The organism is Mycoplasma amphoriforme A39 (genome assembly GCA_000723365.1).
Classification (GTDB): domain Bacteria; phylum Bacillota_I; class Bacilli_A; order Mycoplasmatales; family Mycoplasmoidaceae; genus Mycoplasmoides; species Mycoplasmoides amphoriforme.
Genome location: HG937516.1, coordinates 396657 through 423519, shown reverse-complemented (window position 1 = coordinate 423519; position 26863 = coordinate 396657). Strand labels below are relative to the sequence as shown.

16 protein-coding genes and 2 tRNA genes are annotated in these 26863 nt (G+C 31.9%); 3 read left to right on the top strand and 15 right to left on the bottom strand.

Features of this window, described 5'->3' with window-relative positions:
- Positions 1-10: 10 nt before the first annotated feature.
- The 7 genes from ABDB96_RS01620 to ABDB96_RS01590 all read right to left on the bottom strand — a co-directional run bounded on the left by ABDB96_RS01620 (position 11) and on the right by ABDB96_RS01590 (position 7122).
- On the bottom strand, positions 11-664 hold the full coding sequence (locus ABDB96_RS01620; protein WP_343251780.1) for a hypothetical protein: 654 nt from the start codon (positions 662-664) through the stop codon (positions 11-13).
- Between the two features lie 91 nt (positions 665-755).
- Complete coding sequence (locus ABDB96_RS01615; RefSeq protein WP_343251779.1) at positions 756-3422, bottom strand: hypothetical protein; 2667 nt, start codon at positions 3420-3422, stop codon at positions 756-758.
- A 145-nt stretch (positions 3423-3567) separates the two neighbouring features.
- On the bottom strand, positions 3568-4671 hold the full coding sequence (gene ychF / locus ABDB96_RS01610) for a redox-regulated ATPase YchF (protein WP_343251778.1): 1104 nt from the start codon (positions 4669-4671) through the stop codon (positions 3568-3570).
- A gap of 36 nt (positions 4672-4707) precedes the next feature.
- A complete protein-coding gene (fba, locus tag ABDB96_RS01605; protein ID WP_343251777.1) occupies positions 4708-5595 on the bottom strand; it encodes a class II fructose-1,6-bisphosphate aldolase in 888 nt (295 codons plus the stop codon).
- A 17-nt stretch (positions 5596-5612) separates the two neighbouring features.
- Complete coding sequence (gene rpoE, locus ABDB96_RS01600) at positions 5613-6041, bottom strand: DNA-directed RNA polymerase subunit delta (RefSeq protein ID WP_343251776.1); 429 nt, start codon at positions 6039-6041, stop codon at positions 5613-5615.
- 262 nt (positions 6042-6303) lie between these two features.
- On the bottom strand, positions 6304-6777 hold the full coding sequence (locus tag ABDB96_RS01595) for a hypothetical protein (RefSeq protein WP_343251775.1): 474 nt from the start codon (positions 6775-6777) through the stop codon (positions 6304-6306).
- A gap of 271 nt (positions 6778-7048) precedes the next feature.
- Positions 7049-7122 (bottom strand) — tRNA-Thr (locus ABDB96_RS01590).
- A gap of 260 nt (positions 7123-7382) precedes the next feature.
- On the opposite strand from ABDB96_RS01590, the gene ABDB96_RS01585 reads away from it, so the two are divergent.
- On the top strand, positions 7383-8627 hold the full coding sequence (locus ABDB96_RS01585; RefSeq protein ID WP_343251774.1) for a hypothetical protein: 1245 nt from the start codon (positions 7383-7385) through the stop codon (positions 8625-8627).
- Positions 8628-8632: 5 nt separating this feature from the next.
- Positions 8633-9862, top strand: a complete 1230-nt coding sequence (locus ABDB96_RS01580) for a DNA cytosine methyltransferase (protein ID WP_343251773.1) — start codon at positions 8633-8635, stop codon at positions 9860-9862.
- Positions 9863-9869: 7 nt separating this feature from the next.
- Here ABDB96_RS01580 and ABDB96_RS01575 read toward each other — a convergent pair whose 3' ends face one another.
- From ABDB96_RS01575 to secG, 7 genes are all read right to left on the bottom strand, one after another.
- Entirely contained in the window at positions 9870-14228 is a 4359-nt protein-coding gene (locus ABDB96_RS01575; RefSeq protein ID WP_343251772.1) for an Eco57I restriction-modification methylase domain-containing protein, read from the bottom strand.
- A gap of 201 nt (positions 14229-14429) precedes the next feature.
- Positions 14430-15218: a hypothetical protein gene (locus tag ABDB96_RS01570; RefSeq protein ID WP_343251771.1), complete on the bottom strand. Its 789-nt coding sequence runs from the start codon at positions 15216-15218 to the stop codon at positions 14430-14432.
- Positions 15181-18747, bottom strand: a complete 3567-nt coding sequence (locus ABDB96_RS01565) for an Eco57I restriction-modification methylase domain-containing protein (protein WP_343251770.1) — start codon at positions 18745-18747, stop codon at positions 15181-15183. The genes ABDB96_RS01570 and ABDB96_RS01565 overlap by 38 nt, the downstream gene beginning before the upstream one ends.
- A 202-nt stretch (positions 18748-18949) precedes the next feature.
- A complete protein-coding gene (locus ABDB96_RS01560) occupies positions 18950-19876 on the bottom strand; it encodes a restriction endonuclease subunit M (RefSeq protein WP_343251769.1) in 927 nt (308 codons plus the stop codon).
- A 373-nt stretch (positions 19877-20249) separates the two neighbouring features.
- Complete coding sequence (locus ABDB96_RS01555; RefSeq protein WP_343251768.1) at positions 20250-21998, bottom strand: MFS transporter; 1749 nt, start codon at positions 21996-21998, stop codon at positions 20250-20252.
- A 179-nt stretch (positions 21999-22177) separates the two neighbouring features.
- Positions 22178-24364, bottom strand: coding sequence for a ribonuclease R (rnr, locus tag ABDB96_RS01550; protein WP_343251767.1), 2187 nt, complete (start codon positions 24362-24364; stop codon positions 22178-22180).
- Between the two features lie 39 nt (positions 24365-24403).
- A complete protein-coding gene (gene secG / locus ABDB96_RS01545) occupies positions 24404-24637 on the bottom strand; it encodes a preprotein translocase subunit SecG (protein ID WP_343251766.1) in 234 nt (77 codons plus the stop codon).
- A 433-nt stretch (positions 24638-25070) separates the two neighbouring features.
- Here secG and ffh point away from each other — a divergent pair, with 433 nt between their 5' ends.
- Positions 25071-26435 carry a signal recognition particle protein gene (gene ffh, locus ABDB96_RS01540; RefSeq protein ID WP_343251765.1) on the top strand — a complete coding sequence of 455 codons (1365 nt, stop codon included), beginning with the start codon at positions 25071-25073 and terminating at the stop codon, positions 26433-26435.
- A gap of 83 nt (positions 26436-26518) precedes the next feature.
- Here ffh and ABDB96_RS01535 read toward each other — a convergent pair.
- Positions 26519-26607: transfer RNA gene (locus ABDB96_RS01535), tRNA-Ser, on the bottom strand.
- Between the last annotated feature and the right edge of the window lie 256 nt (positions 26608-26863).

Below are 26863 nucleotides of genomic sequence, written 5' to 3'. Positions count from 1 at the left end.
TAAATCATGATTAACTTGGTAATTCATCATCAAATTCATATTGACTATCACATAACCCACATAAAACTTTTGTATCTAATTTAGCTTTAATTTTAATGCCATGTTTGGGGCATGAAAAATTAAACATGGTCTTCTTGGCAGGTTTTCGTTCTAAATTAATTCGTTCAAATTTAGGCAAATTTTTCTCTAAATCAAGGTCTTGAATGCACCTCTTAATCACATGTTGTAATGAATCATCAGGCTGTTCATCAATTCAACCGTATTTTTTATTTTTTTCGCCAAAAACAAGACCCCTTTTTTCGGCAATTCTTTTAAAATTATTGTTATGAAATTTTCCAGTTTTATTTGTGGTTGGTAGCGATAATAAATTGCCTTCATAATGAATTAATTCGTGCACAATGATTAGGATCATTTTGGGAATCGAATGAGTGCCAAACCAATCGGCAACTAAAGTGATTTCGTGATAAGTTTTCCCATCAATTTCCCAACGGGTTGGAGCAAACCAAGCAATTGCGTCGCCTTTAGGTCGGTTGCCTTTTTGAACTATTAATACGCAATCTTGAAAAATATTTTGAAAAACATTCGCATTAAGGTATTGAACAACTTCAGTTAAAACGGTGTTGATGGAGTGCAGGCGGTTAATTGGTAATTTTTCAGAACTCATGTAAAACCTCGTTTTTATTATTGAAAATTATTTAATTTTGTCAAGAATACCTTTTTTGAAAAAGATGCAAATTCAGTTATTTTAAAATCAACTATTTTTCTGTAAAAACATTCTGATTTGGATTTGCTAAGGGTTCTGATTTATCGCATGCTTCATCTTGACTAGATTGACTTTGTATGGATCAATTATTCGCAGATATTTCGTGGTTAGTTTCAAGACTAGTAGCATCATCCATAGTGTTCTCATTAGAATTATTTGAATGAATCACAGTTGAATTTTGTTGGGTGTGAACTGACGAAGTTGCTTTTTGTGGTTCATTTATTTTTGGTTTTTCAACAATAACATCATTCCCAGAAGGATTAACGGTTACTTGTTTTGAATTTAAAGCTTGAACAGACGATAATAAACCTGTTGTTTTGGTTTCATTTGTTGCTTTAAGATTATTGGTTAATTGTTCAGTTGTTTTGTAATTAGAAACTGATTGGTAATTTTTTGCGCTTCCTTGAAAAATCTTTAAATTCACTACTTTGACTTGGCCATCGTATAAACTTTCAACAGTTTTTTCAACTTGTTCTAAACTTGCATTTTCCGAAATATAAACGGTTTTAATAACTGCTGAATCGTAAAATTTTTCAAGTGAATTTTGAACTTTAACATGTTCTTCAGTCGGAATATCAGTTGCACTAGCAAAATAGGGCGGTAAGTTTGAAACTAAAGATTCGTATTCACTTTGCGAATTTGGAGTTTCATTGTATTGCAATCATTCATCAACTAACGAAATTTTGCTAGTTTGGTTTTCATCTAAATAAAAACTATGATAGGCGTCTACACCGTTAGCAACCCCAACTATTTTGCTTAATTCAAAAGAATTTGCCGATGCTAATACACACGAGTTACGCAAGCCTTTTTTGGTGATTTTTTCAACAATCTCTGACAACAGTGATTTCACATAATTAGATTCAGAAAGAAGTTTAAAGTTCTTTCGTTTTAAGAATTTATACGGTTTTTTTTCAACAGCTAAGTCAACCGAAGCTCGATAAGCGGTTTTGGCAATTGTTGATGCTACCAAATCAATTGTCGCACGTGATTTTTTCGAACCATAACGTTCCGATGATCAAATAAAAAAATCGTGTAACCCAATAATTCCTAAACCAATGGGTCGCATGCCTAAAGCATGTTTCTTTGCCTGTAATGAAAAGTATTCGTTAGCATCAATCACATTGTCTAAAAACCTAACCGCAATACGCACGGTTTCTTCTAATTCGGTTTGTTTAATATTACCTGATGATTTATCAATAAAATTTGCAAGATTAATTCAACCTAAATTACAGACCGAATGCTGGTGTAAGGGAAGATGATTTAAAGGATCGATTACTATTAAATTTTTTGATTTATCACCAACTACACTTGCTTGATTAATAGTATCCACAAAATAAATTAACGGCTGGTTTAGATGTAATGAGCAATAAATAATTAAATCCCATAAATTTTTGGCATTAATTTCATAATAATTTTTCACTGGATAATTTAATTGCTCTCAATGAAAAACGTTGTTAATTTTACTCCAGTTAGCATCATAAAAGTTTTTTTGCTTACGGCTAAGATTTATTAAATCAGGATATTTAAGCGTTCACTTAGCGTTTATTTTGACAGCATTCATAAATTGGTCGGAAATAGCAATAGCAATATCAGTTCCTGCTAGAAAATCTTGATTGATAATTTTTCATGATCCTGCTTCTTCTAAAATTATTTTTGATGCATTTTTTGCAACTTCATCAGAACTGGTGCTAAGAATATTTTCGTGGTATTTTTTTTCAACTTCAGTTAATGGAAAAAATTTAAATTTTTGCTTCACTTCCTTAATAATTAACGGATCTTTAACATTGTCTAAAATTCAACGAAGAATCTTGGGATCATTAATTTTAGAAACAATGAATTCGATAACATCAGGGTGTCAGTCTGCTAAGGAAGTTAGTTGCTTTCCTTTCGTATTGCCTTTTTGGATGATAAATTCTGTAGTTTTACTTAAATCATTAATTCAGGTTACAGCACCGGGAGATTCAATATTAATTGAACTAATTAAAGATCCTTTTGGGCGCAATGTTGCAGCATTTACACCGACACAACCATGATGACTTAAAATTTCAATAATTTCTTGCCGAAATTGGGCTAAGCCGATTCGGGAATCTGGTAAATTAGCTAGTGTGTAAGCATCAAAATAAGATTGTTTTTGATCACTTTGTGAGCGATTTAAAACAGTTGGTGCAGGGAGAAAATTTAAAGTGGCAATCTCGGTTGCAAACTTTTGCTCCATCTCCATCCGGCGTTTGCGTTTTTTTTCGAATTTAGCAATCGTTTTAGCAACGCGTCTAGCAACTTGTTCAAAATATAATTCTAATGGTTTTTCAACATCTTTTTTTAAGCAAGTAATTATTTTTAAGTGTTTTAAATCGCTAGGTAATTTATGAAGTTCATTAGATTCAACTTGAATTTCTAATTCATCATTAGGTAAAATTTGCAATAAATTTCCAATAACCTTAATGCTTTCCTGACCGTGCTTAGACAAAGAAACTAAAAGTAGATCGCCTGGAGTTAAGGAGATTAGATCCGTATCTTTTTTAGTGTAGAAATTTAGAAAATAAAACCGGCTTTCGCCTTCAAAGGATTTATTATCTTTCGGATCGATTAAAGAAATGTAAGGAAATTTTTTAAGACTGGAATTTAAGATCTTAATTTGTTCAAGATTATATTCAAACATGGGCGGGTTCACCTTGGCAATTAGTTGTTATTTAAAGTGCTTTTATTCATTAAATAATAGTTAGTGGAAATAATACTTAATAAGTAATTATAAAACCTAAATAATAATTTACGATTAACCTGTAATGATTTTATAATATTTTCATTTAGACATTAAACTTAAAATGGCAAACATCACCATCTTGCATCATGTAATCTTTTCCTTCTAAACGCAGTTTTCCGGCTTCTTTTGCTTTCACTTCAGATTTATAATGCAATAAATCTTCAACCCGAATAATTTCGGCTTTAATAAAGCCACGTTCAAAGTCGCTATGAATAATCCCAGCACATTCAGGTGCTTTTAATCCTTTTAAAAACGCTCACGCTCTTGTTTCTTTTTTGCCAAAAGTAAAATAAGTTCAATAGCCTAAAACGTCATAAGCAGACTTAATGATTTTATCAAGACCCGAAACTTGGCCCATTCCAAAAATTTCCATAATTTCACAGCGTTCGGTTTCGGAAGTGCTGGTTGCGATTTCGCTTTCAATTTTGGCACTAATTGCAATTAAAGTGGCCTTTTTTGGTTCTAGATATTTTTTAAGTTTGATAAAAAGATCAGAAACTTCGGGATTGGAAATTTCTGAATCAGACATGTTAGCAACAAAGATAAAGGGTTTGGTTGTTAGTAAATTGTAAGATTTCACTAATTGCTTTTCAATGTCATCGTGAATCACTTCGCTAGCAAAGTTGCCAGCATTTAAAGCCGTTTTAATTTTTGAACAAATGTTAAGTTCTTTTTGAGCCAACTGGTCCCCGCTTTGTGCTTTCTTAGAAATTTTAGCAATGCGGTTAGTAATTAAATCAAGATCAGAAATAATCAGTTCAGTGTGAACTACTTCCAAATCAGCAATCGGATCAACCACATTGTTCACATGAATTATACCTTTATCATTGAAACAACGAACCACATGACAAATGCAATCAACGTTTCGAATGTTCTCTAAAAATTTATTACCTAATCCTTCCCCTTGGGACGCACCTTTCACTAAGCCAGCAATGTCAACAAACTGAAAAGAACTAAATACTAGTTTTTCGGGTTGAATTAATTCGGCTAAGGCAATTAATCTTGGATCTTTAACATTAACAATTCCCACATTAGGATCAATGGTAGCAAACGGATAATTGGCAACTTGTGCTTGGGAATTAGTAATAGCGTTAAATAATGTAGACTTACCAACATTTGGTAATCCAACAATTCCTGCTGAAAGCATTCAGATCTCCTTAAAGTAACAAATTTAGAACAACTACTAGGCTTTACCGATTGCTTTAAATAACTTAAATTTTTCAATACATTTTTGTTTAATGGCTTCGGTTCCCGGTTTTAATAACTTTCTAGGATCATAGCCTTTCTTAACTAAGTCAAGATCTTTTTTATCTTCGATATATTTTCTTGTAGCTTCAGCGAAAGCCAGTTGACATTCGGTATTAACGTTAATTTTATTAATTCCTAAAGAAATGGCTTTTTCAATTTGATCATCAGGAATTCCCGAACCACCATGGAGTACTAATGGGGTTTTGGTCGCTAATCTAATCTCTTGCAATCTTGAAAAATTTAGTCCCTTTCAATCATTAGGGTAAATTCCGTGAATATTGCCAAAACCAGCCGCTAACATTGTGATGTTGCCAATGCTTAATAATTTTACACATTCATTCGGGTCAGCTAATTCACCACTACCAATGATGCCATCTTCTTCGCCGCCAATCGTGCCAACTTCAGCTTCAACAGAAACATTGTGGCTAGCAGCATAAGCGACTACTTCTTTGGTTTTACTAAAATTTTCTTCAAATGGAAGGTGTGAACCATCAAACATTACCGAAGTAAAGCCAGCGTCAATTGCTTCAAAGGTTGCCTTGAAAGAACCATGGTCTAAATGCAATGCAACTGGGACGGTAATGTTTTTAAGTTCCATTAAGTCGTTCACCATATGAAAAACTAACTGGTAACTACCCATGTATTTTTTCGCACCTTCAGACACAGCAATAATTACGGGAGTTTTTGTTTCTTCAGCAGCATCTAGGGTAGCACTAATTCATTCTAAGTTATTAACATTAATGTGGGGGATGGCAAAGTTTTCTACAAAGCCTTTTTGAATCATTGCCTTAGCGTTTTGTAAGCGGGTGTTTGTAGCATGCATTTTCATTCTCCAAAAATTTAACTATTATCTTCATCTTCGGGAATATTAGTGCTTAAAAGTGAATCAAGGTAGACAGTGTCAGAAACATTATCTTCATTACTCATATCAGGGCCGATTTCTTCTGTTGTTTTTTCCTCTTGTTGCTTTTCAACTAAATCCTCATAACCTTCTTCGTAGTATTCTTTAACCCCGTACATCAATTGGGTAATTTTATCCCATTCTTCATACTTCATGGTTGATCGTAACCGTCAGTTCCGATCACCAACATGCACGAAACGGGGATCTTGCAATAAATCAACGTAAAATCCACCAATTAATTTCGGTTTATCCTGGTTAGAAATCTTTTCAGTTTTAGTTAATTCATTCCATAGCCGGTTAAAAGCAAAGGGCTTGTTTTTAAATTCTTTGACAGCAATTTCATATGCTTTATCAATTAAATCTGACATAAGGTTAGCCTGCCTAAATATTTTGTATCTATAATAGTGATTCAATTATATAAAATTTTGTGATTAACTAAAAAATATCTTGATATTGATCACAAAATTTTTTTGAAATTATTTAGGCATAGTAAGTCTAAACAAGTTCGTTTAAAAACTTAAAAATAATGATATTGTTACATTCGAATATAAAACAATTGAATTAATCGCACATAGCGTAAAATAAAAAAAGAAAACACCAGTAAATGGTGTTTGAAGATGTGAATTAAAGTTACTGGTTCGCAATCGCCATGCTAAGGTTATTTAGCATTGCTGAAATCGACTTGATTTCTAAAAAAGAGCCACAATTTAAATCCAGAAAAACCTTAAAGGTTAGCCGGGCTAAACTATTCACTAACCGCTTCGTACTTTTATTAGAAGTCGCACTGCTTACAAAATTATCTAATTTTTTTAAATAATCTGACACGGAGTGAATCATAATATCGTATTTACGAATTAAATCTTCGTAAAATTGAAGAATCTTTTCATCCTTACGGCGAACTTGGTTTCATTTTCATTTTGAATATGCTTGGTGATACAGATTAAGAAGTTGGGTTTGAAAATCTTTTAAAGATTTAATTTCGCTTTCAATTAAGTTGATGACGAGCCCAATTTCCACTTTAGCAAACATCTCATTAAATAAAACAATTAACCTTTGAAACTCTTTAGACTTCACAACAATTTCTTTAGTGCGTATTAAATGCATAAATCACCTTTGATTTATACCCACGCAAAAAGAACATTAAGGCTTTTATTCCACAACCCAAATATTCTTCAGGGTGTGGTATCCTTAATTTTTAACATAGTGATATGATCACTACAATTAAATTTTAATAATAGTTCATCAAAGAATCAAGATAGTTAAGTGTTTTTTTCAAGTTTTCCATATTTTTTATGAAAACTGTTCAGTAAGGAAAGTTATAAGCAAAAGAAATGCCTAGTTTTGGAAACTAGGCAAGTTGTTATTGTTTGTTTTCTGGTGCCGAGTACAAGAGTCGAACTTGTCTTTAGTGCTTACCATGCACTTGTTTTACCCCTAAACTAAATCGGCAGAATTAAATATAAATATTTACCATATAATTATACTTAATATTTACATTTTATATAAATAACTTTTTATAAACCCTGTAGTTTGATAAATTAACCCATAAATAAGAATTGATTACAAACAGGTTAAAATTAAAACATTGCGATCAAAATTTCATCATAATTAATTGCAATGGCTAAATCTTTAAAAAAGAAATAAATGTAGTTATGTTCGATAAATCAGATTTTATATAATACATAAATCAAAGTTATCAGGATTAAAGTGTGGCAAATTTAAAAAGTGAGCAGTTAAACATTAATATGAAGGTAGTTATTGATCAAGATGATGTTGTGCAAGTTTTTGATCAATATTTAGCACTTTTTAAAAAGCATCTTGGGGCCAATAACGTTAACGTTGAAGTGGTATGTAACAAAAAGGTGATTAGTTTTGTAAATCAATCTAATTCCAATAAAAAAATCATTTTGTTGTTTAAAGCCATTACTTATTTAGGTGGCAACGGCCAACACCCCATTTTTAAAAAAAGAATTCAATTGCCTAGTTCTTGGAAAAAATTTGTTACATCAATAACTCAAAAAAATCTTTACTATGACGTTCGTTTTCTGGGAATATATAAGTACAAAGAAAACATTATCTATGTCGATTTTGATAAAACAAAATACTTAAATAAAATTATGCATAATTCTTCAGCACATGTTTATGTCAATGATTTGTTTATTGGAATGCGCGATGGTATTTTTTCAAAAATTGATAAATTCAATAATTTGATTACCATAATCAAACCGCAAAATTTATTTAATTATCTTTCAGAAAAATCGGCTTCTAAAGATGATTTATTCAAAGTTTTTAATGAGTACAACAAAAGTTTTTTTACCGGCAAAGATATTTGTGCCATTAATGCGATTGGTGAAATGCATGATGGTTTGTGACCAAACTGAAGACAGGCGGAATGGGCTGGATTTTTTTTAGAATTTCAACTCAATAAGTTTTTAAAATCAAGTCAATATGAAAATTTAGTGAAATACATTGGTAGTGATCATCAAGATAATCAGTATGATTACGATTTATCTTTTTATAACGGTCAATTTTTTGGCGATTTAAAAGCTAGTGATATTTTAAAAAATAATGTAATCGGCAATGATAAAACCCGGTTTTTAAAATATTTAGATCAATATGAAAAATTTTGGTATGTTATTTACCAACACACCACTATTAAAGACGCAGATGTTCAAGGCTTTTCAGCATCAATTTATTGAAACAATTTAATTAACAAATTTCCCCAAAAAAAGAATTTTAAAAATAAAGATTTATTAAGTTATAGTCAACGAATGAAATATAGTGTTAATTTTCAAAATATGTATATTTTGGAAGTCAATAAATTCAATATTCGCTACATCAGCGATGATTTTTTGCAAGGACACCAGCCGAGTGGTAAGTCGAGAAATCCAAAATTATTATTTCATAAAAAAAATATTGAAAATTTTATTATTTATCGGTTTCCAGCAATCTAAAGACTATGAAAAAATTTAAATTTATTGATTTATTTAGCGGTATTGGTGGTTTCCACCAAGCAATGACATTAAATAACGGTCAATGTGTACTAGCAGCAGATATTGATAATAATTGCAATGTAGTTTACCAAAAAAATTATGGGGTTAATAGCCGAAACGATGTCACAAAATTACAAATTAAAGACATCCCCAATCATGATGTTTTATGTGCTGGTTTTCCTTGTCAATCGTTTTCGAAGGCGGGAAAACAAAAAGGCATTCATGACACTAGGGGAACAATGTTTTTTGAAATCGAAAGAATTTTAAGAGCGAAAACACCAAAATATATCATGCTAGAAAACGTGAGAAATCTGGTTTCGCACGACAAAGGTAAGACTTGAAAAATTATCAAAAATGTGCTTGTTGATATCGGTTATCGCCTCGTTAGTGAACCCATTATTTTAAGTCCACACCAATTTGGCACTCCGCAGTTTCGCGAACGAATTTTTATTATCGGTAAATATGACCCGTTAAACCGAAAGGTCCCAATTAAAATTGATTTAAAAAATTTACTTACCAAAAATCATAATTCTGTGTATGAAGTTTTAGATGAAAACGTAACCAATGAAAAATATTTGATCAATGAATATGAAAGAATGACATTAAATTTGTGAAATGAATTCTATCAAATTATTAATCCAAAAATTTTAGGTTTTCCAATCTGGTTAGAATACTTATCAAACAAAATTACTAATAACTATTTTCCAGAATGAAAAAATGCCATTATTGCCAAAAATAACCAATTGTATTTAGAAAACAAAAAAGCCATTGATAACTGAAAAAAAACTTATAAAAAAGAAATTAAAAACTTAGCACCATCACACCAAAAATTTGAATGACAAGCAGGTACTTCAATAAATTCGATTTGAGACGGGATTATTCAATTTCGTCCGTCAGGGATTAGGGTTAAACGCCCTGATGTTTTTCCAGCACTAGTTGCAATCGTTCAAATTCCGATAATTGGTAAATACCAAAGACGCTTAACCGAAAGCGAATGTGCCCGGCTTCAAAATTTCAAGGAAGATTTTATTTTTGATGAAAATATGCAGCAAGCTTACAAACAATTTGGTAATAGCGTTAATGTCAAGATTGTCAATTTTCTTTTTAAGCAATTAATAGATAAGAAAAACACCATTATTAGGAAAAAACCTGGTGCTGAGTCGGCCTTATCAGGCCCTAAATTAACATTAAATTAATTAAAAATTATTTTAGGTTTTCTATATCTGAAATTTTTTCTTCAATAAATTTAATTTCTTCTTCTGACAACTCAAACATTTCATAAAGTTGCTTATCAATTTCAGATACTGATTGTTCTCAATTGATTTCGTGGTTTGATTTAAAATCTAATATGGGAACAAAGCGATATGCTTTAGAACCAGTATGCTGGGTGGTTTTTTGAATTCCTACCAAAGCTCTAAAAAATTTAGTTTTAATGTATTTAACTAAGTTTTTCGCTTCATTTTCAGTTTCAAAACCGCCGATTTCTAAAAAAGTGGCTGTGCAACATTCTCCCGGAATCGATAGCACTGGTGTAGATAAAACTGGAGTTGATAAAGATCCACCGATGGCTGCTACTCCGTATGCTTCTGCAATAAAAACCTTATATTTTAAAAAGGCCTTACTTATTTGATTCTTAGGAAACTTGTAATCTTTCGGTAAATACATACGTGATCTTTTGTGTTTTTGGTCAAGACCCAAAATAGTATAACCATCAGGAATTTTGCTTAAAGAAAAGGGTTGAAAACCAAATTTTTCAGGATTTGTTAATGCTTCTGTGTTAAAGCCGTAAGGGTCGCACGATGACATTATAGATGATAAAAACTTATCTTTTTTGCTCTGCACTTTTCGTCAAATTTTTATTAAAATTTCGTAGGGCACAAAAATATCTAAATCCGGTTCTTTTAAATAACGTTCTGAATTTTCTTCTTTTCCAGCAAAATCAAAAACTCTAACATCACATGGACCAGTATATCCACAATCCATTAAAAAATAATTTATTCCCTTTTTTTCAATTTCAGTATTAGCAAAGAATTTATTCCCATTAGCGTAAATATAGAGAAACATAAAACTTTTAGACTCCAGGATTTTTTCTCGAAAATATCCAAAACCTCTCCCGCCGGTCATTCATCTCGAAGGAGTGATTAATGAAATGTATTTAGCATTTTCCAGTGAAAAAATCGCATTTCCCGAATATTGATAAGAAGAATCGTGATTATCACGTTTTTCACCATAAGATGGATTGCCAATTATTACATCAAATTTTTCGTCTCCCCATCATTTTTTAATAGCATCTTTAAGTCATTCTGAACGGTTTAAATCAAAAGAACTATCAAGAACTTGTAAATTTAGATCTAAATCTTTTCTATCTGCACACAAATAATTAGATGCTAGTTTGAGCAAGATATCACTCGGGCAAATGCCATAAATTTGATTTTTAAGAATTCATCGGATTCTTTCGCGTGAATCTGGAATTTCATGTTGTAAACCAATGTTTAAGCGTTTTACAATCTCGGCTAGAAAGCGTCCACTCTTGCAGTAAGGATCTAAAAACTTGTGATTTTTATTGGTAAATAATCCAGGGATATATTCGCCTAATTTATCAACTATTTCTTCAACTAGTTTTTTCGGAGTGAAAATCTGGTTAATTTTTTGAGTTGGAATGTAATCAAAAATATCCTGTTTGGACTGGTCGTCAAGATAATGAGTTAATTTATTTTTTAATTCAAAGAATTTTTTAATACTAGTATTGAAAATAGTTTCATCAAAAAACCCCCGAACTTTCCCGGTTTGGCCATCATATCCATTTTTTAATATTAAAAATTCGTCTTTAGTAATTCCAGAAATCTTTTCAAAAGTAGCATCATCTGCTTTGGTTTCATAATTTTCTAGCGAGACATCTTCATCATTGCATAGCATTAGATATAGGGGAATGGTCTTGACAAAACCATATAAGTGATTCTGCACGTGATCTTCATTTTCTTTTTTTGTATTGTCATTTTCAGCGGTTTTTAATGCAACCAAAGATTCGTCAAGAATATCCCCAATTTTTCCCGATAAATTTTCGCTATCATATAGTGAACGAGTTCGATATATTAATTCATCTAATGCTTGTTGCTCGTTTTCGCTTAAATTGTGTCCTTTTTGTTTTTTGCTTACAAGTTCTTTATATTTATTGATATCATCACAAGATTCTTTACCGTCATTTTTAAGGATCTCTAAAATCTTATTTTCTGATTCGCTTTTAATTTTATTAATTTGGTCCTTTGGTAAATTAGGAAATTTTTGAAGATTATTATTTAGTTCGAATTGATAAAGTTTAAATATTTTTTCTTTGAGTTCTGAAAAATCAGAATAATTAATTGCATCGTTTAAAATTTCATCATTACTAATTGTAGAAATTGCTGCAGTTATCTTTTTGCCTAACACATCAGATTGGTTAATTTTAATTTCTTTAGTCTTATTTTTATTTTTTGAATCGTTTTTAGTTAAAAATCAATCTTTTTTAAAATTTTTTCCATTTTTACTTGGTGAAATTTTGTCTAAAATTTTCTTAACTTTATCGGGCATTTCAGAAAGACTACCAAGATTAGCAAATAATAAGTTACTAATAAATTTATCTCCAACAACCTCGTCAGATTTTATTTGATTAGGTATTGTTAAGACATCATCAATATTAAGTTCACACAAAGAACCCTTGGAATCTTCGGCAATTACAGGAAAGAAATTTAAAACAGCCTTAATGTTATCTTTGCGTTGATTGGTTATTTGTTTATATTGTTCACCAATAATTAGTCCATTAGCAAAATCATCATACAACTTAAGCGTTCTTTCTGGTGCAAAATCAAAAATATAAGCGTTTTGTTTGACTAAAGAAATTTTTTGGCCGTGTTCATCTTCAACTTCGTACTTATGCTTGCTTTGAACCCGAAAGGCTGATTGAAAATACAAACTTGCTGATTCAATGTTACGCAACATAAATACACCGGTCCATTCAGGAACAGTTACTCCAGTCGTTAACTGACCGACTGATAATGTGATCGTCTTGCTATGTGGCTTATTAATGGCATTACGAACTTTGTTAAAACTTTTTTGATTTTTTCTAAAACCAGTATCAAATTCATTTGTTCTTTGTGAAGAACTTGATCCTTTACCAACTGCTAAAACAATTTCAAAATTTTTAAAAAATTCGTGGTTATTCAGCAAGTTTTTTAATTCTTTAGCTGCCGCAACACTAGGCAATAATCAAAAAGTATGGTGTAAATGATTAACATATTGTTCAGATGAACTAAAAGGGTATTTACCTTGAGTTATTACATCTAAAAACTTTTTAACATCTTCCTCATGATAAAATTTATGAGTTTTTTGATTAACTCGAAAAAATTCGTCAAAACCAAATGTCTGTTTCAAATTTAAGTCACTGCCCTTAATGCTTTCTTTAAGTTCATGATGCAGCATTTCGCTCATTTTGTAGGTAAATAAATTCAATTGTGGGATGTCTTCATAAGGGTTTGAGTCATTACTTTCGTCCCAATCATTTTTGGCTTTTTGTTCATCATGATATGACCAATTAAAAATTTGATCTTCGCGAAATTTTTCAGAAGCAATGGCTTTGAACGGGGTGCCCGATAAATGTAAGGTAAATTTAGTTCGTAATGAATTTAAGGCATCTTTACTTTTTTGTGTGTCAATAGCTTCATGGGCTTCATCAAGAATAATTACATCCCAATCCACTTCTTGCATTCAAGCTAATTTTTCATAAGGACCACCAGCAAACTTAGCACCCTTGAAATCTTGTAAGGAAACAAAAGCAATTCTTCTAATTGGTTTGTTTCGGTGTTTTGTTTTAAAATTTTCATATTGTTGATAAGACATGCTATTGCGTTTAATTGCAGGCGACTCAGAAACAAACTGATACCCTTCATCTGTTCTTCATCTGATAAAATTATCAAAATCATTAAATCATGAATTTGCAATAGCCGGACGATTACACAAAATTAAAACATTGCTTGCTTGAATTTTTCTGATGAAATCATAGGTCGTTAAAGTTTTACCAAAACGTGGTTTGGCATTTCATAAAAATTCTTTTGGTTGTTTTTGCGAATGAAAATAATTAAAAGTGCAAGTAACAGCTTGACTTTGTTCAGCACGCAATATATAGTCTTTTTGGCCTTTAGGATTTATTAAAGGATCATAGTCAATTTCAATAAACTTTTCAGTTAATTTTAAAGCATCTTGTTCCCGCCCTTTAAAATCAAATCATTCAGTCCCATTTGGTCCACCAGTTTCTTTGCTACGTTTAATTTTATTAAATTCAAAATACCGGTGTAAATCTGTATCCCGAAATCATGTACCATCATTCTTTCGTGCTAATTTTCAAAAAAGGATTTTAAGATTTAGTCCGTTCCTTTGTTGATTGACTCGTATATGAATATCCCCTTCTGTGTAGCCAACTTTAATCTGACCTGCATAGATAGGTACTTCAGTTTTATCAAAAATGAATGCGTAAATTTTACCTTCGATTTTTTTGTACGGATTAATTAATGTCTTTAATCTTTTTTCCATATTGATTTAATTTGGTTTGTTTTTATATCAAATAGACGTTGAAGTATTATATAACAATGCAGTTTAATATTTATATAAAACAAATAAAGCAAATAGTTGATCTTTTTGGGCTTCAAAACATTGATTAATAAAACTAAAATTTTAATTAATAATTTTCTTAATTAAGTTAAAAATACTACATATATTCAAGATAAAACACCTTTATTTCATTTCTGAAATTTTTTCTTCAATAAATTTAGTTTCTTCTTCTGACAACTCAAACATTTCATAAAGTTTCTTATCGATTTCAGATACTGATTGTTCTCAATTGATTTCGTGGTTTGATTTAAAATCTAACATAGGAACAAAGCGATATGCTTTAGAACCGGTATGCTGGGTGGTTTTTTGAATTCCTACCAAAGCTCTAAAAAATTTAGTTTTAATGTATTTAATTAAGTTTTTCGCTTCATTTTCAGTTTCAAAGCAGCCGATTTCTAAAAAAGTGGCTGTACAACATCATCCTGGATAAGCAAGTTCTGCTTTTCCTAATACTTCGCCAAACTTACCAGTTCCATAAGCTTCAGGAACAAAAATCTTATATTTTAAAAAGGCCTTGCTTATTTGATCCTTAGGGAACTTGTAATCTTTCGGCAAATACATACGTGATCTTTTTTGTTTTTGGTCAAGACCCAAAATAGTGTAGCCTTCAGGAATTTTGCTTAAAGAAAAGGGCTTAAAACCAAATTTTTCAGGATTTGTTAATGCTTCTGTATTAAAACCATACGGATTACGTGATGACATTATGGATCATAAAAATTCATTTTTCTTACTTTTTACTTTGTGCCAAATTGCTATCAAGGACTTGTGACGAACAAAAATATCTAGATCTCGTTCTTTTAAATAACGCTTTGATGTTTCTTTGTTTCCTTCAAAATCAATGATTGTAATATCGCATTTACCAACATAATCACGATTAAACAAAAAATAGCTTACCCCCCCCCTTGATTTCATTATCAGCAAAGCATGTACTTGCATCGCAATAGTCGTAAAGATAGATTAAGTTTTGATTCATCAACGTTTCTTCCCGGAAATCATCCAGCCCTTTGCCACCAGTCATTCATCTTGAAGGGGTGATTAAAGAAACATATTTAACGTTTGGAAACGAAAAAGCTGCACTCATAAAATATTGGTACAATGGACGAGCGCTAGCATATGGACCACCATCCTCTTCCTGATATGGTGGATTGCCAATAATCACATCAAATTTCATTTCCAAATCCTTCCATAAATTTGCGATTGCCAACGCAAGTTTGTTTGCATCATTGAGGTTTTTTAAATCTTCGTATGCTTGACATACTTGTAAATTTAGATGTAAATCTTTTCTATCTGCACACAAATAATTGGATGCTAGTTTGAGTAAGATATCACTTGGGCAAATGCCATAAATTTGATTTTTAAAAATTCATCTAATGCGCTCTTGTGCATCAGGAATAACTTTTTCTAAACCAACGTTTAAACGTTTGATAATCTCAGCTAAATAAAGTCCACTCTTGCAATATATATCCAAAAATTTATGGTTTTTGTTGGTAAATAGATCAGGATTATTTGCCGCTAACTGATCCACCATTTCTTTAACTACTGCTTTAGGGGTAAAAATCTGGTTAGTTTTTTGATTGGGAATATAATTGAAAATATCATCAGTTGCTTTACTATCAAAATAATTAGCTAACTCTTTTTTTAAATTTAAAAAATGTTGAAAACTAGCATTCACATTGGTTGTGTCAAACACACCACGTGTTTCTCCATGTTCATCTTTGTCGCCATTTTTTAATATTAAAAAATCATCTTTGCTAATTCCAGAAATCTTTTCAAAAGTAGCATCATCAGCATATGTTTCATAATTGTTTAAAGTGATTTTTTCATCACCAAAAATCATTAAATAAATCGGAATGGTGCGGGTGAAACTACGGAGATGATTACGCAGCTTATCTTCCTTTTGTCTCTTGTCTTGTTTTTCTTTAGCATTATGAAGATCATTAATTGATTTTTCAAATGCATCTGGAATTTCAAAATTAAGTTTTTGTGTATACCGCTCATGAATTTGCTTTTTTAATTCGGCTAATTCATTTTGTTCAGTTTCAGTTAGTAGATATTTAAGTTCTTTATCTTTTAAATCATTATATTTACTAATATCTGCTTGACAAGCATCCTCAAGGATTTTTAGCTCCGAAATGATTTTTTCCCTGAACTCATTTTTAACTTTTTTAACTTCATTTTTGGATAAATTACCAAGTTTTTTAATAACAGCATCGAATTCTGGTTCATAATTTGAATACAGTTCATTGGCCAATGTCTTGGAATTAAAGCCACTATTGCCTTCGTGTAAAATTTCCTCAGTGGTTTTTCTTTTACCAATAATTGGATTGCCAAAAACATTTGATTCACTAATTATAATGATATCAACGTTGGTGTCATTTACTAAAGAATTTGTTTGAGAATTTTTTTGTTTTTTAGTAGATTGAAGTTTTTCAATGATTGTATTAAACCGATTTGTTTGTCAAAAAAGATTCATATGAGCAAATAAAAAGTTACTTAAAAATTTACTTTTTACAATCTCTTCAACTCTAGCTTGGTTTGGAATTATTAAAACTTCTTCTAAATTAAGTTCGCGCAAAGAACTATCAGTATCCTGAGCAATTACTGGAAAAAAGTTAAGCATGGTTTTAATATTTTCATTTTTTTCAGCACTCAATAGGTTTTCATGTTCGGTGTTTTGATAGTCGATTAAAGTTAAACCATTAGCAAATTGATCATATAATGATAACGTACGGTCAGGAGCGATATCAAATATATAAGCGTTTTCTTTTCAATAAATTGCTTGTTCGTTTGCAATTTCGTGGGGAGTTTGGGCCCTAAAAGCTGCTTGAAAATAAAAACTTGGAGAGTTAATATTTCGTAACATAAACACTCCAGTTCATTCGGGAACTGTTACACCGGTTGTCAGTTGGCAGACTGATAAGGTAATCGTTTTTTCGTATTTTTGAATGGCCTTTTTAACTTTATCTAGACTTTTTTCACTCTTTTTAAAAATCTCCTCAGATGCTTGTTCATTTTCTTGTCAACTATCATCATGATTACCAACAGCCAGAATAACATGATAATCTTTAAAAAAATCATGGTTTTTTAACAACTTTGCCAATGCCTTAACAGCAGCAACTCGGGGTAAAAGCCAAAAAGTATGATTAAGTTCGCTAGCGAAATTTTCCGATAAACTGAAAGGATATTGACCTTGAGTGATAACATCTAAAAACTTTTTTACATCTGCTTCGTGTTCAAACTTATGAGTTTTTTTATTGACTTTAAAAAAGTCATTTAAAGTAAATGCATAATCAAATTGGGCCCCACTGTCAGTTTTAATTCCTTTCGAAACTATCGACTTGATAATTTCACTCATTTTATAAGTAAATAAATGCAATTTAGGCAGTTTAGCATAAGGATTTGGGCCATTATTTTCATCCCAATCATTTTTGGCTTTTTGTTCGTCATAATATGACCAATTAAAAATTTGATCATCTCGAAATTTTTCAGAGGCAATAGCTTTGTATGGGGTCCCAGATAGATATAAAGTAAATTTCGTTTTTAGTAAATTTAAGGCAAATTGACTTTTTGATGTATCAACACCTTCATGGGATTCATCAATAACAATTAGATCCCAATCAACTTCTTTCATTCACGATAATTTATCATATTTACCACCAAGGTCAATGGCACCTTTTAGATCTTGGAGTGAAGCGAAAAAAATCAATTTAATTATGCGTTCGGGATAAGAATTTTTGTATCCAGCAAATTCTTCATATTTCACCGCATTATCAATTGCTGATGAGACAAAAGAATAACCTTCGTTTTTTCATTCAATAAATTTTTTAAAATCCTGAAGTCATTGGTCGCTAATTGTTGGTCGATTGGACAAGATTAAAACGTTAATGGCTTTAATTTGCCTTATAAAACCATAAGTAGTTAAGGTCTTACCAAAACGGGGTTTGGCATTTCACAAAAATTCCTTTGGCTCTTTTTTACAATCATAGTACTGTTTGGTAACATTAACAGCTGCTTGTTGTTCGCTTCGTAAAATATAATCTGATTTATCATCAGAACTTTGAACTAGATCATAATCAATACGAATAAATTGATCTGTTAATTTTTCGCAATCATCCATGCGACCGGTAAAATCGAACCATTCCGTTCCATCTGTCTTAGTTGTTTCTTTACTTCGTTTAATGTTATTTAATTCAAAAAAACGATGTAAATCGTGATCGCTAAATCATGTCCCATTACTTTTTTGTGCATATTTTTCAAAAAGTTTTTTAGGTATAACACCAGACGTTTGTGTTTGGCCTTTAATTCTTTTATCAACATCACCGGTAGTTTCGCCAACTTTAATATGACCGTTTAGTGAAGGAACATCAGGATGGATATACGCATATATTTTAGGTCGTTTCTGATAATATGTTTTGACTTTTGGTTTTGAATTTTTTAACATCATTTATACTGTTATGTTCAATTAAAATTGTCTAATTATTATATAACAATACAAAAGACAATCTGAGACAAAAATTTAACATACAGTATTGGTCTATATATATTAATAATCTGTAATGTTCCATGCATTAAAGTTGTAATTTTTTGTCTAGTTAATTGAAATCGAGATTTAGTTTCAGCAATATTCAAATTTTATAATAAATTTATTTTGCAAATAATTGCTCAAACTTAACGGGTTCTTTAATATCTCAATCCATAATCAAACAATGGATCCCAACATGCCCCAATTTTTTATCGCTTTGACAAGCATCACATTTTTTGTCTAAGTCACCAAATAAACCAGGTTGCTTAGCACTTTCACAACTAAAAGGAATTACGCATTTAATCCCATCCATTTGTCAAATATTCCAGCATATAATTTTGACAACTTCTTTTAAAGTTTTAACATCTGGCATTTTTGAAAAATAATCGAAATAATATTCTTGGTATGAAAGTAAGAGATTTCTTCTGGCAAAAAAGACATTATCGCCTTGAAAATCATAACCGTAAACGGACTGTAATGCTAGTTGTGTTCATTTTAATCAATCTTTTTTTGTAGTGACATTTTCCTTAATAACGCGCATTTTGCGATCAAAAATCCCGATGCGATCCCATAAAGCAATTGGTTCTCGAGAAACCGCATCGTACCGGGATGCCAAATAAGGGGCTTCACCGCAAGTAATTTCCAATCGGGTACTAGCAACATAATCAGATCATGACCCTTTTTTAAAAACAATCTTTTTACGAGAGGTTTTTCATTTTTTGTCATGTTCAGTATTAAAAGCATTTTTATAACCCAGATATTGGTTATCAATCAAATTGATTTGTTTATTGCAAATTCAAGCCGGAGTAAACACTTCAGCATGATAACGGCTGCGCATTACTGCAATTGCTTTGGACTTTTTTGCTCGATCATGAAATTGCAGATTCAAATCTAACAAATCTAGGGTTAAAAATTCTTTGGGGTCTAAGCTAACACCATTGCGTGAATATTGCTTATTAGCTAAAATCAACTTTTGCTTTGTGGTGTAGTCATTTAATAAATCTTCAAGAATATCTTTAGAAAGTTCAGGCTTATATTTATCGGTCATAATAGTATTTAGGATTTTATCAAATTTTAAAAAACAAAGACCAGTTAAAATAATGAAACTTTAATCATGATGCTATAAAGTTGTTTTTACTATAAAAATCTAACGTTGATTAATTGTTGTTAATCAATAACAGTTGATTATTTACAACCTTGCTAAAGACATCTTATAGTAACGGTTAATTAAATGATATCAATCTCACAAGAAATTAGATCTTCATTTTTCATGGCTTAATCAATACGTTCAGATCATTAAAATGCAAATTTTCACTAGTAAAGATATCTTAAAACCATGAAAACAGGTCCATATATAAATAAAATCTGAGCACCTTTGCGGCAAACTCAGATTTAAAATTTTATAAATACTTAAATAGAAATTATTTATCACCCATCTTGGGAATAATGTTATCAGGATGTCTAAAATTCCAGTGACTTAATTTAAGTGGATTTCATTTTTTATTAAATTCAATAAATGTTCCATTTTGGTCACGGTATCCAGGTTTAGGTAAAATGAATGCTGCTAGAATCAGCCCTAATAAAATCAATGAGAACGCAACAATCATAATAATATTACCAACTGATTCAGAAGTTTTATAACCGCTGTGGTTTCCCGAATTAAATAAGGCTAACGCACTATTGTAATCGGCTGCACCACCTTGACGAATTGTTAAGCCGACTTGTTCTACAGCACTAGCAAAATTAAAAGCATGAACATAAGAAGAGATTAAGCTTAACGACAATTCAGCAGCAGTATAACCGAAATAACCTACGCCCCAAATAATTCCTGCAGCAATCCCCACATACTTCGCTGATGTTTGCATTACTTGTTGGGGAACTGATAAACATACCGATTGGGCTCCCCAAATAAACACCCCACTTAAAAAAATCAAGACAAACATGAACGCTAAAGCAATTTGGTTATCATATCCGCCAAAATAACCGGACATAATTGCTGCTGCCGACAAGACTGCAGAAACGCCAAAAAGAAAAACTAGATAGCGGGTGCGGTGAAAGCGGGTTTTACTAAATACAGGAATCAACCACGACCCACCAAAAAAACCAGCAACAAAAAAACAAATAAATAATGGTCACACCCAGTAGTATCGCGAAGTTACCCCACTAACAACTCTTTTATTTGTTGTTAAGGCGTGATCGATCGCTAGGGCTCGAAAATTTGCTGGTGATTGTTCGATAAATTGGTGCATGGTACTAGAATTAATAAAGACCACAGCAATCAACCACAAAATAAATAAAAAAGCAATTTTTCAAGTGTCTTTTTGCTTAACAACCGCTTTAAAAGTTACAGCATTAGGAGCATCCGCTAAATTTTCTTGCTTATTTTTAATTTCACGGGCTACAGTTTCTTGGCCAAAAATTAAATATAAAAGCAACACAATCCCCATTAAAACAACGAAGCCACTAAGAACACCAGTTCATAACTTACTATTTAAAGTAGCATCATTGATAATGGGAATCACAAAGAAAATGTTAGCAATAAAAGCACCAGCATTAAAACCAAAAGTGTTAGTGTTAATATGGAACGGACGCTTGGATTGGGGCATTTTGCCGATAATCGAATTGGTATAAGTAATTAAGGTTGTTCCCCCAATTCCTAATAAAACCCGAAAAATAACAAAGCCCGCAAAGCCACCAGCAGCCACCCCGTCACTAGTAACCTTGGCACCACCGGCAATTGAGGCTGAATTTCACACTTGATTTTGTCCTAAAATAATAAACGGAAAGGAGGCCACACATAAGGCTAAAACGGCAATCACGGCGTATTTATGACCAAACTTAACAATTAACCAACCTGCAAAAAACGAACCAAGGCCACGGCCTAGAGTAATCATTCAGTTCGGCACCCCACGGATAAACGGACTTTGTACTGTGCCTGGTTGGAAAAAAGCAGCACCTCAACCCCCGCCAGCAAGACCAGCAAAATTACCAATTGAGTACCACTGAACAACAAATAAAAAATAACCAAATAAAACCATCGCTCACAAGAAAACTAGTTTTTTATAAGTTAGTTCCCCTGTCACTTGGGTTTTTTTCATCTTAAATCAACCTTTAGCAGAACTTAATTGTTTTGCATCTTCAAAAGTTGTCTTCAAAGACTGGTGACTCATGTTTTTTAATCTTCCTTATAATTATTAATAATTAATGAAAAAGTGCATTAAACAACAATTAATTTTATCACACTCAATCCTTGTTTTCTACCGTAAATTTAAATTAAAAAAAACAGTTTGATTATTCCAAAATAACAAACTGTTTTGATCAAAAATTTGGCTAAAAATAAGCTCGAAAATTAATCAAGTCCTTGAATTAACGTAAAGTCAATTTTACGGTCGTGAATGTTCGTTGAAGTCACTTGAATTTTCACCTTATCACCAATGGCATACGCTTTGCCGTGGTTTTTGCCAACTAAACTCAATGAATTTTCATCGTATGTATAAAAATCATCATTCATGTTTAAAACGCGAACTAACCCATCAATGGTGTTAGGTAATTCCACAAACATCCCGTAATTCATCACGGAGGAAACAAACCCTTCATAGTGCTCACCAAGGTGATTTTCCATATATAAACAGAACATGTAACTATTAACAGCCCGTTCACACTCAACCGCCCGGATTTCACCAAGGTTAGAATGTTCACAAATCGTACTCAATTTATCAACTAACATCTTTCTTTGTTCATCTGAATAGGATTGTTTATCAAAAACAAACATTCATAACAAGCGGTGCACAATTAAGTCGGGATAGCGACGAATCGGACTAGTAAAGTGGGTGTAATGGGTACTTGCTAAACCAAAATGGTGTAAGTTAATGGTGTTGTAAAAGGCTTTACCCATTGCTCGCAAAAGTAACCGGTGAATAATTTCTAAATGACGGTTGTCATGATTAACTTCAAACCAGTGGGCAATTGTTTTCGGATAGATTTTATTAATATTGTCGTTAATTTTGAAATCTAAACGCTTTACTTCTTTGCTAAAAACAGCTAATTTACGAGGCGAAGGTTTGGGGTGGACCCGGTATAAGAACGGCACGTTATTTTTATTAGCAAACAAGGTTACAGCCTCATTAGCAGCAATCATAAACACTTCGATCATCGCTTGGGCTTGTTCATGTTTAGCAATTAAAATATCGGTCGGAATGTTATTTTCATCCAAAACGATCACTGGCTCAGGAATTTCAAATTCGACATAGCCGCGCTTTCGGTTGACTTCTGCTAAAATCTTGCCAAGTTCTTGGGCATTTTTTAGCATTGATTTAATTTCTTCACGGTCGCTATCTAACTGGTTAGTACCATTAAAAAAACCGTTAACTTCATCATAGCTAAAACGACGCTTACTTTCCATAATTGCCGGATAAGCGACTTGTGATTTTAAAATACCATCATGGCTATAAACCATTTCGCTAGCAACTGCCATGCGCTTCACACCAGCATTTAGTGAACACAAATCATTTGATAGTTCTTCAGGCAACATCGGAATCACTTTATTCACCAAATAAACCGAAGTTGAACGGTTAAAAGCATCATGATCTAAATCCGAATTAAAAGGAATATAGTGAGAAACATCAGCAATGGCAACAATTAACTTATAATCACCATTGGCTAATTTTTCTACATAAATGGCATCATCTAAATCTTTTGAGGTTGCTGGATCGATCGTTACCAGATCAATATTAGTTAAATCTTTTCTTAAGTTTTTAGCAATTTCTGCTTCTACATCTAACTTTAAAGTTCGGGCTTGAGCTAAAGCCTTTGGTTCAAATTGGGGACTAATGCCATTATCATAAACAATTGACTGAATGTCTACACCAAGGTCATTAGCATTACCAATGACATGGATTAGTTTGGCAACAGCCGTATCATTATCTTGAATTTGCACAATTTCAAACAAGATTTTATCGTTTTCTTTTAAGCCATAATCATGATCTAAAACAATCGTTAAGTATAATTTTGGATCATCGGGATAAACCACATACTTCGTGCCGTTATAAGTATATTTACCAACATACTTTGTTTTGTTACGTGTGATTACTTCTAATACCGTAGCATCTTTTAAATCGCGGGTTGCTGGTTTGTTCAAAGGTGCAAACTTAACAATATCACCATTCAAAGCCCCATTGAGGTTCAAAGAATAAACAAAATAAGAGGCCCGATCGTGGTTGGGTAACCGAATGAACCCACAATTTCTAGCACCAATGGAAATCGTTCCTTCCTTGACTTCGCCCATGACTGCTGGGGCATCTTCATAACCAATCACTAATTTGTTATTTTTAGGTAACTGACGAATTAATCCCTTCGCAGTTAAATCATCAATCGCTTGGTAAATTTTCGTTTTATATAGCCTAGCCGTCCGCGAGTCACTACCAATGCTGTTTTTTTCAATCAAGTTGCGAACCACAATGCCCGGAGGAATCGGACGGCCCCGTTCACTCTTAATTAAGTTAATAATGTCTTGGGCAAATTGATCGAGTTGGTTCATCTTATTTCCATCGTTCTCCATATGTTCTTATATTCCGCTTTATCTTAAAGAAAAATGAAAAACTAAACCTAGGATCAAAAACAAAAGCATTAGTACAAACATAATGATCTGTAAGCTTTTAATCAGGCCACGATCTTTTGTTTTTTTAAAGATTTCAAGATCTTGTCCCGACAATCACGCTAACCCACCAGTAGAACCAGAATTAGATAGCAATAAACCAATGATTAAGGACAAAATCGCAAGCACAAACATGATAATTTGTATTGGACCCATATAGTGTTTCTTTTTATTCTTCCCTTTTAAATAATTTTTAGTATCTATCGTGACATTATCATAACATAACCAAAAAAAGAATTATTAAATATCAGGAAATTTTCTTAACATTAACTAATTTTGGCCTTTGATGTAAAAAATTAGTTGTACCCCTTAAGCATCGTTCACCATCAAAAATCACAATTTCATTCAATAATGTAAACAAATGGTTTTACTGATTTTTTTATTTCTAAAGTTAAAAAAAGAAAATTTTTTAATTGTTAAATAATCAAATTAAAATTTAATTTAAGACGTTATTAAAAACTAAATTCCTAAACCTAAACTATTTAAGAATTATAAGTTATGAAATGAAAGTGATTAGGTTTAAATTTAAAGTCTTGTTAGTTTAAACAAATATAAACTAGTTACTTGAAACTTAAAGGATGAATGAAGTATGTTAAAAACAATGATTGCCAATATTGTTGCAAAAAAAATGAAAAAGCGATTGGATTCGCAAACCATCCAAAAAAAAGATATTGACGAAGTTTTAAAAGAAATTCGGATTGCTTTATTAGATGCTGATGTCAATTTGCAAGTCGTTAAAAAAATTATTAATGAGGTTGAACAAAAAGCAGTTGGCCAAATGGTAGAAGTTGGCCAGGACCCACAGCAAATTTTTTTAACAATCATTAAAGAAGAATTAACGAACATTCTTGGGCGTAAAATCCAAGGAATTGATTACCTAATTAAGCCTTTAAAAATTATGCTGGTTGGTTTACAGGGTTCAGGGAAAACAACAACAGTCGGCAAACTAGCAACGCTTTTAAAAACAAAGCATGGCAAAAAACCAATGATGGTCGCGTTAGACATTTACCGTCCGGCCGCAATTGACCAATTAAAAACTTTATCACAAAAAGTCGATTGTGGTTTTTACGAGAAAGGGATTCAAAATCCAGCACAAACTGCATTACAAGCCCTAGAACAAGCACAGCAAAATAATCATGATGTTCTTTTATTTGATACTGCGGGACGATTACAAACGAACCAAGAACTAATGGATGAATTAGTTGCCATTAAAAAGGCGGTACATCCAAATGAAATTTTAATGGTCGTTGATGGCCTATCTGGACAAGAAATTATTAATGTTGCAACTGAATTCCATCATGTTTTAAAACTAACGGGGATTATTATTACCAAACTAGATTCAGATGCAAGGGCGGGTGCAGCCTTATCATTAACAAGTATTTTAGATGTTCCAATCAAATTTACGGGCATTGGTGAGCGCTTGGGTTCGCTAGATTTATTTTATCCCGAGCGGATGGCCGATCGGATTTTAGGCTTAGGTGATGTGATGACCTTGGCTGAAAAAGCAGCTGACACCATTGATGAAAAAGACACAATGAAAACAATGCAAAAAATGCTGTCGGGTAAAATGGATTTAGATGACTTGATGAAGCAAATGGGAATGATGTCAAAAATTGGTACCTTAGGTTCAATTATGAAAATGGTTCCAGGATCAGAAAAGATTTCCGATAATAAAATTAGTGAAATCGAAGAAAAGATGCGGATCTGAAAAATTTTAATGTCCTCCATGACCTTAAAAGAAAGAAGACAACCTAAACTCTTACAACGTGAATTAAACCGCAAGGTTCGGATTATTAAAGGATCAGGACGCAAACCTGATGAACTAAATAAACTATTAAAAGAATGGGACCAAGCTTCCAAAAAAATGGCCGACATGGGCAAAATGTTACAAGGTGGCAAAAATCCCTTTTTAAATTTCATGAAGGGTGGTAACGGTGGTTTTGGCGGATTTTAACGATTTAATTAATTTTTAATTGTTAGATCAATACACTACAAATTAAAAAAATCCAGATTTATCTGGATTTTCTATTTTTAATATGGCGGAAGCGGAGAGATTCGAACTCTCGCACCGGAAACCGATCTAGCACCTTAGCAGGGTGCCCCCTTAACCACTTGGGTACGCTCCCGTAAATCATTACCATTAATAGTACCAAAAATCAAAGTAATTAACATGATTTTGAATAATTATTAATAATTGTAGTAATGTAATTCAAAATTACAATGAGTTGAAAACTCATTAAATTATAAAATGAAATTGATCAAAAAAATGATAAACATTTAACTTTTAATTTGAATGTTATAAGAAATTTTCAATTCAGTTCACTATCTCAAGAAAAATCTTCATTTAAAAATCATTTTTTAAAATAGGATAGATACAATAAT